10 protein-coding genes are annotated in these 11960 nt (G+C 55.9%); 3 read left to right on the plus strand and 7 right to left on the minus strand.

What is annotated here, in order from left to right:
• Positions 1-5 precede the first annotated feature (5 nt).
• Positions 6-329, plus strand: coding sequence for a YdbL family protein (locus tag BEI65_RS08340; protein WP_099062921.1), 324 nt, complete (start codon positions 6-8; stop codon positions 327-329).
• Between the two features lie 125 nt (positions 330-454).
• Here BEI65_RS08340 and azoR read toward each other — a convergent pair whose 3' ends face one another.
• A complete protein-coding gene (azoR, locus tag BEI65_RS08345) occupies positions 455-1060 on the minus strand; it encodes an FMN-dependent NADH-azoreductase (protein WP_099062922.1) in 606 nt (201 codons plus the stop codon).
• A gap of 269 nt (positions 1061-1329) precedes the next feature.
• Between azoR and hrpA the strand changes: the two genes are divergently transcribed.
• On the plus strand, positions 1330-5217 hold the full coding sequence (hrpA, locus tag BEI65_RS08350) for an ATP-dependent RNA helicase HrpA (RefSeq protein WP_099062923.1): 3888 nt from the start codon (positions 1330-1332) through the stop codon (positions 5215-5217).
• A 62-nt stretch (positions 5218-5279) separates the two neighbouring features.
• Here the strand turns inward: hrpA and BEI65_RS08355 are convergent, their stop codons facing one another.
• From BEI65_RS08355 to folM, 6 genes are all read right to left on the minus strand, one after another.
• The gene (locus BEI65_RS08355; RefSeq protein WP_099062924.1) at positions 5280-6101 is read right to left on the minus strand and encodes a serine protease; all 822 of its coding nucleotides are present in this window, start codon (positions 6099-6101) and stop codon (positions 5280-5282) included.
• 302 nt (positions 6102-6403) lie between these two features.
• Positions 6404-6697 (minus strand): acid resistance repetitive basic protein Asr, encoded by a 294-nt coding sequence (gene asr, locus BEI65_RS08360; protein WP_099062925.1) that lies wholly within the window; start codon positions 6695-6697, stop codon positions 6404-6406.
• Positions 6698-7008: 311 nt separating this feature from the next.
• Positions 7009-8505 (minus strand): carboxypeptidase M32, encoded by a 1497-nt coding sequence (locus BEI65_RS08365; protein WP_099062926.1) that lies wholly within the window; start codon positions 8503-8505, stop codon positions 7009-7011.
• A 67-nt stretch (positions 8506-8572) separates the two neighbouring features.
• Positions 8573-9877, minus strand: coding sequence for a two-component system sensor histidine kinase RstB (rstB, locus tag BEI65_RS08370; RefSeq protein ID WP_099062927.1), 1305 nt, complete (start codon positions 9875-9877; stop codon positions 8573-8575).
• On the minus strand, positions 9874-10599 hold the full coding sequence (gene rstA, locus BEI65_RS08375; RefSeq protein WP_099063046.1) for a two-component system response regulator RstA: 726 nt from the start codon (positions 10597-10599) through the stop codon (positions 9874-9876). The genes rstB and rstA overlap by 4 nt, the downstream gene beginning before the upstream one ends.
• A 74-nt stretch (positions 10600-10673) precedes the next feature.
• Positions 10674-11396, minus strand: coding sequence for a dihydromonapterin reductase (gene folM / locus BEI65_RS08380; protein WP_099062928.1), 723 nt, complete (start codon positions 11394-11396; stop codon positions 10674-10676).
• 126 nt (positions 11397-11522) lie between these two features.
• Between folM and BEI65_RS08385 the strand changes: the two genes are divergently transcribed.
• Entirely contained in the window at positions 11523-11939 is a 417-nt protein-coding gene (locus BEI65_RS08385; RefSeq protein WP_099062929.1) for a hypothetical protein, read from the plus strand.
• Positions 11940-11960 lie beyond the last annotated feature (21 nt).

The following is an 11960-nucleotide window of genomic DNA, read 5'->3' on the forward strand; positions in this document are numbered from 1 at the left end:
CCAACATGAAAAAACGTTATTTAGGCTTATTGGGCGCCGGGTGGTTGTTCAGCAGCATGGCGATGGCGCTGACGTTGGATGAAGCCAAACAGCAGGGCCGCGTAGGGGAAACGCTCAGCGGTTATATCGCGCCGGTGAAGCAGGACGCCGAAACGCTGACGCTGGTGAAAAGCATTAATGCCGGTCGCACCGAAAAATACCAACAAGTGGCGGACGGCAATCATATCGCCATCGACGATGTGGCGCGCATGGCCGGGCAGAAGCTGGTAACGCGAGCACCTGCCGGAGAATACGTACGCGGTATTAACGGCCAGTGGTTGAAGAAATAAAAAAAGCGCGCCATCAGGCGCGCAATAAAATACAGCATTGGATTTTTATGAGGGTAGAACAGGTGTGACAGGACTTGGGTCTTTCTGTTGTGGCCTCGCAGGGGGATAATCCCCTGCGAGGGACATCAGGCAGCAACCACCTGAGTCAGCACGGCCTTGGCATCGGCCTGCGCTTTGGTCGCGACATCCGGGCCGTAAGCGATGCCTTCAGCGAACACGAACTCAACGTCGGTGATGCCGATAAAGCCCAGGAACAGACGCAGGTAAGGTTCAATCAGGTCAGTTGGGGTGTCTTTATGAATGCCGCCGCGGCTGGTCAGGATAATGGCGCGTTTGCCTTTCACCAGGCCTTCCGGGCCGTTTTCGGTGTAACGGAAGGTCACGCCGGCACGGGCAATCAGGTCGAAATAGTTTTTCAACTGGGTAGGGATGTTGAAGTTATACATCGGCGCTGCGATAACGATGGTGTCATTGGCCTGCAGCTCAGCGATCAGTTCATCGGACAAGGCCAGCGCTTCGGTCTGACGTGGGGTCAGCGGGGTATCGGAAGGACGCAATGCACCCACCAGTTCGCCGTCCAGTACCGGGATTGGCTGTGCAGCCAGGTCACGAACGGTGATGGTGTCGTTGCCATGAGCACTTGCCCACTGTTCAACGAAGAAATCGGCCAGTTGATTAGACTGAGAGTAGCCCGCCAGGATGCTTGATTTGAGAACCAATACTTTGCTCATCGGTAATTCCTTACGTTATGACAGTGACATCAGGACGGTGCGTCCCTTGCATGCAGTACACTCTATTCACATTTTTCCAGCAGTGATAGCGCAATATTTCGAGGCCTTTGTTCGATTTTATTGAATGACCTGTCGGGCCATAAGCGGCCGGATTATGGGGAAAAAGCGGCTTGTGATATTCTGCGCGTCCAAAGCTAAAAACTGGCTAACCCATTATCAAAACGTTGCTAAAGCTTGATACAGCAGCGATGAAACAAGGAATACCGAACGTGAAATCTCCGCTCGCGGCATTGTCTGCCCAACTGGGCGAGCTGATGCTCCGTGATCAACAACGCCTGCAACGTCGGCTGCAGGGCGCACGAAAAATCAAAAATCCCGATGCTCTGTTGGCGGCCGCCGTTGAAATCGAAAGTGACATCGCACTGGCGTTGCACAAGGCGCAGTCCCGTGCCGCGAGCTGCCCAAAAATAACCTACCCGGCCAACCTGCCAGTCAGCCAGAAAAAGCAGGATATTCTGCAGGCGATCCGTGACCACCAGGTGGTGATTGTCGCCGGTGAAACCGGTTCGGGGAAAACCACGCAGTTGCCGAAGATCTGCCTGGAGTTGGGGCGTGGGGTGAAAGGGCTGATCGGCCATACCCAGCCACGACGTCTGGCGGCGCGTACCGTGGCCAACCGCATTGCCGACGAGCTGGAAACCCCGTTGGGCGGCAGTGTCGGTTACAAGGTGCGTTTTCACGATCAGGTCGGGGAAAACACCCTGGTCAAGCTGATGACCGACGGCATCCTGCTGGCGGAAATTCAGCAGGACCGGCTGTTGATGCAGTACGACACGCTGATTATCGATGAGGCGCATGAACGCAGCCTGAACATCGATTTTATTCTCGGTTACCTGCGTGAGCTGCTGCCGAAACGCCCAGATCTGAAAGTTATCATCACCTCGGCAACTATCGATCCGCAGCGGTTTTCGCGCCATTTCAACAACGCGCCGATTATTGAAGTTTCCGGCCGGACTTATCCAGTGGAGGTTCGTTACCGTCCGGTGGTGGATGACGCCGACGATACCGACCGCGATCAACTGCAGGCGATTTTCGATGCGGTGGACGAACTTGGCCGCGAAGGGCCGGGGGATATCCTGATCTTTATGAGCGGTGAGCGCGAAATCCGCGACACCGCCGACGCCTTGAACCGCCTGAATCTGCCGCATACCGAAGTCTTGCCGCTGTATGCGCGGCTGTCGAACAGCGAACAGAACCGGGTGTTCCAGTCGCACCACGGTCGGCGCATCGTGCTGGCAACCAACGTGGCGGAAACCTCACTGACCGTTCCGGGCATCAAGTATGTGATTGACCCGGGTACCGCGCGTATCAGCCGTTACAGCTTCCGTACCAAGGTACAGCGACTGCCGATCGAGCCGGTGTCGCAGGCCTCTGCCAATCAGCGTAAAGGCCGCTGTGGCCGCGTGTCGGACGGTATTTGTATTCGCTTGTATGCGGAACAGGATTTTCTGTCGCGACCGGAGTTTACCGACCCGGAGATCCTGCGGACCAACCTGGCATCGGTGATCCTGCAGATGACCTCGCTTGGGCTGGGGGATATCGCCGCTTTCCCGTTTGTGGAAGCGCCGGACAAGCGCAATATTTTGGACGGTGTGCGCCTGCTGGAAGAACTGGGCGCGATTAAAACCGCAGAGAATGGTCATTACCAGCTTACCGCGCAGGGCCGTCAACTGGCACAGTTGCCGATCGACCCACGGCTGGCACGTATGGTGCTGGAAGCACAGAAGAGCGGTAGCGTACGTGAGGTGATGATCATCACCGCAGCGCTGTCGATCCAGGATCCGCGTGAGCGGCCAATGGACAAACAGCAGGCGTCGGACGAAAAACACCGTCGCTTTGCCGACAAAGACTCGGATTTCCTGGCTTACGTGAACCTGTGGGACTGGCTGAAAGAGCAACAAAAAGAGCACTCCTCCAGCCAGTTCCGCCGGCTGTGCCGCAATGACTTCCTGAACTACCTGCGGGTGCGCGAATGGCAGGACATCTACACCCAACTACGTCAGGTGGTGAAAGAGCTGGGGCTGCCGGTTAACAGCGAGCCTTCCGATTACCGCAGCGTGCATACCGCGCTGCTGACCGGATTGCTGTCGCACATCGGCCAGAAAGATGCTGACAAGCAGGAGTTCACCGGTGCCCGCAATGCGCGTTTCTCGATCTTCCCGGGTTCCGGCCTGTTCAAGAAGCCACCGAAGTGGACCATGGTGGCCGAACTGGTGGAAACCAGCCGCCTGTGGGGACGCATTGCCGCGCGCATCGAGCCGGAGTGGATAGAACCGTTGGCTCAGCACCTGGTGAAACACAGCTACAGTGAACCGCACTGGTCTAAATCCCAGGGGGCGGTAATGGCCAGCGAAAAAGTGACGCTGTTCGGGTTGCCGATTGTGGCTGCACGAGCGGTCAATTACAGCAACATCGATCCGCTGCTGTGCCGTGAGCTGTTTATTCGCCATGCGCTGGTGGAAGGTGACTGGCAGACGCGGCATGCGTTCTTTGGCGCTAACCTGAAGCTGCGTGCCGAAGTGGAAGAGCTGGAACACAAATCACGTCGCCGTGACATTTTGGTGGACGACGAAACCCTGTTCGCCTTTTACGATCAGCGCATTCCGAACGATGTGGTGTCCGGACGCCATTTCGATAACTGGTGGAAAAACGCCGGTAAGCAAAACTCAGACCTGCTCAGCTTTGAAAAAGAAATGCTGATCAAAGACGGTGCCAATCAGGTCAGTGCGCTCGATTACCCAAACACCTGGTACCAGGGCAACCTCAAGCTGCGCCTGAGTTATCAGTTTGAACCGGGCACCGACGCGGATGGCGTTACGGTACATATTCCGCTGCCTATTCTGAATCAGGTAGAGCAGCAGGGCTTTGAATGGCAGATCCCGGGAATCCGCCGTGAACTGATCATTGCTCTGATCAAGTCGTTGCCGAAGCCGGTACGTCGCAACTTTGTGCCGGCGCCCAACTACGCCGAGGCTTTCCTGGGGCGGGTGACCGCGCTGGAATTGCCGCTGCTGGATTCGCTGGAGCGAGAGTTACGGCGCATGACTGGCGTGACGGTGTCACGTGAGGACTGGCAATGGGATCAGGTGCCCGATCACCTTAAGATGACTTTCCGGGTGGTGGATGAAAAGCACAAAACCCTGCGCGAAGGCAAAGATCTGACGGCGCTGAAACTGCAGTTGAAGGACAAGGTGCAGGAAACGCTGTCGGCGGTGGCAGACGATGGGCTGGAGCAAAGCAATCTGCATATCTGGAGCTTCGGCAAACTGCCGGAGTTTTATGAACAGAAACGCGGTGGTTATTCGATGAAGGCCTACCCGGCGCTGGTGGACGAAAAAGACAGCGTGGCAATCCGCCTGTTCGACAGCGAGCAAGAGCAGCAGCAGGCGATGTGGCAGGGTACGCGTCGCCTGCTGTTGCTGAATATTCCTTCGCCAGTCAAATATCTGCATGAAAAACTGCCTAACAAAGCCAAGCTGGGACTGTATTTTAACCCCTACGGCAGAGTGCTGGATCTGATCGATGATTGCATCTCGTGCGGCATCGACAAACTGATTGCTGAACACGGTGGACCGGTGTGGCAGGAGGAAAACTTCGCCCGTCTGCAGGAACTGGTGCGTGGCGAACTGAACGAAACGGTGGTGGGTGTCGCCAAACAGGTTGAACAGGTCCTGACGGCGGTGTTCAACATCAACAAGCGCCTGAAAGGCCGGGTTGATATCTCGTTGGCGCTGGCGCTGTCGGATATCAAAACCCAGCTCGGTGCGCTGGTTTATCGTGGGTTCGTGACCAATAACGGCTGGAAGCGCCTGCCGGATACGCTACGTTATCTGCAGGCGATTGAACGCCGCTTGGAGAAGCTGGCGACCGATCCGCACCGCGACCGCGCGCAAATGCTGCGGGTGGAACAGGTGCAACAGGCCTGGCAACAGTGGCTGAACAAGCTGCCGCCGAAACGCCTCCAGGATGACGAAGTGAAAGAAGTGCGCTGGATGATCGAAGAGCTGCGCGTCAGCCTGTTCGCTCAGCAACTGGGCACGCCTTATCCGATCTCGGACAAGCGTATCCTGCAGACTATCGAGCAGCTTTCGGGCTAAGCCATTGGGGCAACAAATTGCCCTTGATTCCGGCGCGGGATCCCACGCCGGAACATAACGATTTATTTCCCCGTAGCCAGTGCGTCCAGCGCATCGCGGATACCGGTGACGGCCAAAGCGCGGTTATCGGCGCGGTAACGATCTTTGGCTGCCGGTGCGGAGCTTTGAATGGCAATAAGCCGCCAGCCGTCGGTGGTTTTCAGCAGTAACGGTGAACCACTATCGCCGGGCAGGGTATCGCACTGATGCGAAAGCACGCCCTGTTGCGCCCAGCCTGTCACTTTGCAGTTCTGGTGACTGTAGAGGTCATCCAGATGATCTCCCGGATATCCTGCCTGGGTAATCAGCCGTTTGGCCTGCTTCATTGCCAGAGTCAGTGCCTTACTGTCACCTTGCCACAGCTGCAGGGGTTTAATCGGCAAGGGCTTTTTATCCTTTAGGCGGATTAGCGCAAAGTCATAGGCCGCCGCGGCCGGCGGCACAATCCAACCCTCACCATCTGGCTTGAGTTTTTTCCCCAGCTTGCGATCCACCAACGTCTCAATATTGTCGGTCTGGTATTTCCAGGTCTTATTACCGGAAACAAAACGCAGCGCAATGGCCTTATCCAATTGACCTGGTGGCGCCAGCACACAGTGGCCGGCGGTGAGTGCCAGATGAGGAGAGATCAGCGTGGCGGTGCACAGGTTACCGCTGGCGGTTTCCACCTGCCCAATGGCTTGCCATGGCCACCCGTCGGTTTCCGTGACCTTTATGCGTTCATCTTTACCAAAAAATAAGCGAATTTGCTCAGCGGCCGACGCGTCGGATGGGCTATCAGCCCGTACTGAAAGGGGAAGTGCGAGTGGGAATGAGCACAGCAACAGCAAAACGGTTATGCGCATAGGTTTCTTGCCTGGAAAATACGGGTCATCCATAAACACACTGAATGGTAACTATAGACTGATTTAGTCGCCGTGTGGATGGGCAGTGATTGATTTTTCAATAATTTCTTATCCAGAGGAGGGGGGCGGTTACAGGTAAAAAAAGGCGGCGATCAGTCCGCAGAGGATCAGCGTGGTCAGAATGATTTCAAATAAGTAGCGACGCAGCATGATGAGAACCCCCGATGAAAAAACACCCGGCGAACCGGGTGTTGGACAACTCAAGTCTTGACTGGTGAGGGGAGCCTCACATCAGATTGCTGTTACGCCGCTTTCTTATGGCTGGTTTTTTTGTGGTGTTTTTTGGCTGCCTGGGCTTTCTGAGCCGGCGCTTTCTTGGCGGTGGCTTTGTGGTGCTTTTTAGCCGCCTGGGCTTTTTGAACCGGTGCTTTCTTCGCGTGATGTTTTTTCACGTGAGTGGTCTTGGCCGGTGCAGCCATGGTGGTGGTAGCCGTTGCCGCTGGTGCGGTAGTCGTGGTGGTGGCAGCGTCAGCAGCGAAGGCAACAGAAGACAGACCCATTGCAGCGGCAACAACCAGAGCTAATACTTTTTTCATTGTTGATTCCTTAAATTACTCATCATGTATCAAGCCCACTGCGGGGCCGGTGACAAGATAGTAGGCAAACGGCGGGAGGCTTTCCGTGAGTGATTGGTTTCGGCGTGTAACCTAATGTACATCGTGGATAGTGGCCGGTTAATCCACCGGGTTTGGCGGCCTTTCAACCTCACTTTAGTTACAACATACATATAGGAGGTAACCAACCCGCACTCTGCGGCCAGGGTGTCTTGGGTAGGGGGAGTGCGCTATGGAATACTTGCGGCAAAACAGGGGGAAAAGCACGGGGTTAGCCGTGCCTGGGGAAGATATTATAGGTAACGGCTTTCCAGATGCTTGCGGAAATAGCTCGGGTTCAAGGTTTCACCGGTCGCATTGGCGATCAGGGTATCGGTAGGGAAACGGCTACCGTGACGCCAGATATTCTGTTTCAGCCAGTGGAACAGTGGGTTCAGATTGCCTTCGGCGATGTCACTGTTCAACGTCGGCAGCGCTTCACGCGCACTATTGAACAGTTGCGCGGCATACATGGCGCCAAGGGTATAAGTCGGGAAGTAACCAAATGCGCCATCGGTCCAGTGAATATCCTGCATGCAGCCGTTGCGGTAGTTGCCGACGGTGTCCAGGCCCAGGTAGCCGCGCATTTTTTCGTTCCACAGCGCCGGGATGTCTTCCACCTCAATCTCGCCTTCGACCAGGGCCTTCTCAATTTCATAACGCAGGATCACGTGCGCCGGGTAGCTGACTTCGTCAGCGTCTACGCGGATCAGACCTGGCTTCACTCGTTGATTCAGACGGATGAAGTTACTTTCTTCCAGCGCCGGTTGTTCGCCGAATTGATTGACGACCAGCGGGCGCAGAATTTTCAGGAAATCGCTGCCGCGCGCCAGCTGCATTTCAAACAGCAGGCTTTGTGATTCATGAATAGCGGTAGAGCGTGCCTGCGCCACCGGTTGGCCCAACCATTCACGCGGAAGATTTTGTTCGTAACGGGCATGACCGGTCTCATGCACGATACCGAGCAGAGCGGTCAGGAACTCTTTGTCGTTATAACGAGTAGTGATGCGCACATCTTCCGGTACACCGCCGCAGAACGGGTGTGCGCTGACGTCCACCCGGCCGCCGTCGAAGTTAAAGCCAAGCAGTTTCATCACGCTCAGGCTCAGTTGACGTTGAGTTTCCACATTGAACGGCCCCTGCGGAACCTGGCAAGGTTCCTGAGCCTGTTTGGCTACCACTTTCTGCAGCAGATCGGGCAGCCAGGTTTTCAGATCGCCAAAGATACGGTCAATGTCGCTGCTGCGCATCCCCGGTTCATACAGGTTCAGCAGGGCATCATAACGGCTGGAGCCTGCCGCTTCGGCGCGGATCTGCGCTTCCTGCCGGCTCAGTTTGACCACTTCACGCAGGTTTTCCGAGAAACCTTCCCAGTCGTTGGCCGGGCGTTGGGAACGCCAGGCGTGCTCACAACGTGCGCCAGCCAGCGACTTGGCTTCGACCAGCGATTCCGGTACCAGCACCGCGTTGTCGTACTGACGGCGCATCTCCAGCAAATTAGCCAGATCGATGTCATCCAACGTTTCTTGCTGTGCGCGTTCAAACAAACGACCGGTTTTTTCCGCCGTTAAAATTTGGTGTTGCAGCACGCTCAGCTCGGCCAGCGCTTCCGAACGCGCTTTGCTGCCACTTGGTGGCATCATGGTTTGCATGTCCCAGCCGGCAATGGCGGAGAGGTGGCCGAAGCGCGACAGTCGGGTGAAAATGGCACGCAGCTCGTCGTAGGAAGAAGGGGAATGTGCAGATGTCATCGTTTAGCTCCATTTTATTGTAAACCGGATAACTCTTTCGCGTTTTCATGCTGCCGCGTAAACAGGGTTACACCGGGTCTGCTTTTAAATTGAAAGTGGGCTTTAGCGGCCAACAGAAGCGGAAACTGGCCCCGCCGAGCGAACTGGCGTCTACGTACACCTGGCCCTGATAGGCCACGGCGATAGAATGAACAATGGCCAGGCCCAACCCGCAGCCGCCGGTGGCGCGATCGCGGCTGGGATCGAGCCGCACAAAGGGTTCGAATACCCGTTCACGTTCTTCCGGTGGAATACCCGGGCCGTCGTCTTCTACCTGAAGACAGGCGTTGTCGCCGTCAAACCACAGGCCGATACGCAGACGTTTTTCACTATAACGCAGCGCATTGTTCACCAGGTTATCCAGCACTCGCTCCATTAGCCGTAAATCGACGCCGCCAAAATCGCCGACGTGTGGGATATCCAACTCGATTTCCCGTTCCGGGTGGATCAGGCGCAGGTCGTCAGCCTTGTCCTCCAGCCACTTGGGTAAATCGAGAGGTTCTATATTGAGTGCCACCTGCGGACGGTCGAGACGTGCATAGGTCAGCAGTTCGTCGATCAGTGACTCCAACTGACCGATATCGCGGTTCAGCGCCTGCTGCTCGCTCTCGGTCAGGTTATCGCTCATCGCCAGCCGGTAGCGCAACCGTACCAGCGGTGTTCGCAGCTCATGGGCGATGCCGTCGATCAACTGTTTCTTGCTGGCGATCAGCGTATTGACGTTATCCGCCATCTGATTAAACGCCACCCCGAGCCGATTGAGGCTGGAGGTGGGATCGAAATGGGTGCGTTCATCAAGATGCCCGGCACCGAGGCGCTGAGCCGCGTTTTCCAGCTTGAGCAAGTCCTGCCAGTGCGGGCGCATCCACAAAAATACCGGCAGGGCCAGCGACATGCCGATAAACACCAGCAGGGCCAAATCCAGCAACCGCATTTGATGCAGATAGAACAGATAAGGGATCGGCCCGACGACCAGCACGTAGTGGCTGCGTGGAATCCGCTGCATAAAGGTGTATTGGTCGTCGAGGGCGATAATTTCCCCAAGACGTAGCCGCTTCATCAGATCTTCACTCAGATCCTGTTTGCCGAGCGGTTCAATGTGCAGTTTAAACGACAGGTTCAAGTCCAGCGTGGCGATGGTCTTGTTCCAGTCTTTCAGCGGAATTTCCCGCAGTTCACTGCGCATCAGGTACAGCGAGCTTTTCATCAGGTCGTCCATCGACTGGCGGCCGGCGCGTTCGGCGGTGACTTTGTACACCAACCCCACCAGCATCGCCATCACCAGGAAGCAAACGAAAAGCAGCAGGAAGAACTGCACAAAAAGCTTTCTCATTGCTGCACGAACTCCCAGGCATTCGGGGCGAACAGATAGCCCTTATTGCGCACGGTTTTCACGCGGAAGGGCTCCAGCGCATTATCGTACAGCTTGCGTCGCAGGCGGGAAATCGCCACGTCGATACTGCGATCCAGACCGTCATAACTCACGCCGCGCAGGTTTTGCAGCAGGGCTTCGCGATCCATGATTTGCCCGGCATGGGTGGCCAGTTCCCACAGCAGATCAAAATCTGAGGTGGAAAGGGTGATGATCTCTTCGCCCAGCGTCACCTGACGGTTGACCGGGTCGATGCATAGCAAGCCGAAGTGCAAGGCGTTGTGTTGGGTGATCGGCTGAGTCGATTCTTCCTTTGGCTGATTGCCATGCTGACGCAGATGCAGACGTAGCCGCGCCAGTAATACTGCCGGTGGCGTGGTTTTCAGGATGTAATCGTTAGCGCCCATTTCCAACGACAGGATATGGTTCATGTCGCTGTCGAGTGAGGTGAGCAGCACAATTGGGCCGGGGAAGGTCGGGCGCAGATCGCGACACAGCGTCATGCCGTCCTTGCCGGGTAACATGATGTCCAGCAGCACCAGATCCGGTTGTTCCAACTCGATGCGTGCCTGCGCACTGTCGCCGCGTGGCTCAATCAATACATCAATGTCGTGCTTGCCCAGATAGGCGGCAATCAGTTTGCCGACTTCCGGATCGTCTTCCACAAAAACAATTTTATGCATATTCAGCGGTTTTATCAGAATAACGAAATTCAGCATAGCGCGGGGGGCCGCGATATACCATGCAGATCTGTGCGCTAGCGCAGTGGACGGCCACCGTCTACGCCATGGGTACGGCCGGTGACATAACGGCTTTCCAGCAGGTAGTTCACCAGGTTGACCACTTCACACTCGCCAGGGGCGATTTTCATCAGTGATTTTGCCAGCGCCTGCTGACGATACGGCTCGTCATCACCCGGATTGAAGATAATCAGCGCCGGTGCGATGGCGTTGACTTTGACCTCTGGCGCCAGCTTGCGGGCAAATGAACGGGTCATATTGTCCAGTGCGGCCTTACTGGCGGCATAGGCAATGTGTTTATCGCTGCCTTTCTCCACCACATAGTCGGTCAGGTGGATAATATCCGCACCGGCTTGTCCCTGGCCCAGCAGGCAGGGCTCCAGCAATTGATTGAGCAGATAAGGGGTATAAACGTGAATTTGCAGCATGGCCGCCATAACCTGCTCCGGCGGCACTTCCGGCGATTCGGCCTGCCAGGCGCTGGCGTTGTGGATCACCGCGCGCAGTTTGGGAGCGACCTGACGAACCTGCTCAGCAAAACGGTAGATGCCGTCGTGCGTTGCGAAATCGCCCTGAATGCAGATTGCCCCCAGTCTTTTCAGCTCGCTCAGTGCCGGGTAGTCGCTGCGATAGGCGATGATCACGGGAATATCGCGTTGCAAGAATGACCTGGTCAGCGCCAGTCCAATCCGGCGTGCGCCGCCCGTAATCAGCACCGGGGCTGAGTTGTGATGTTCCATTGATTAAAGCTCCTGGACAGACTGGCAAACAATAGGGGAATTATGCCATTATACGGCGGAAATTCGTTAAAGCTTCGCATCGATTATCCATTTCAGGATGTAATACACTGGCAATGAGAGGAAGGGATGAACAGCAGTCACCTTGCACCCGTCGCCCGCAGTGAGAGAATCTGCTTTGATTACATGGATTTTCTGTCCGCATCGTGCAAGAAGCACTGGCGCTTTGTTGATGCAATCTATGGCGTGATGCCATTTTTTGGCATGGTATTGAAATCTCAGGCTTCCGCTTCACAAACGCGGAAAGAGCAGTTGGAAGCGTTGGCGCTGCAGGTGGTTTCCACCCAGGTCAGCGACGAAACCAACATCGTGCGCCTGATCGATCTGGCGCAGCAGCAGGGGTTGGCAGTATTCGACATTAAATTGCCCTATGCTCTGGATATGCAGCAGTTGGCGACCATTCAGCAAGAGTGCGTTGAGGGGGTTATTATCTCTCAGGTTGGGGAACGCATGACCATCAGTCTGCACCAGTCTCAAAGTTACTGACCGGGTGATCCCACCCGGCCA

The organism is Serratia sp. BW106, assembly GCF_002607755.1.
In the GTDB taxonomy this organism is placed as follows: Bacteria; Pseudomonadota; Gammaproteobacteria; order Enterobacterales; family Enterobacteriaceae; genus Serratia; species Serratia proteamaculans.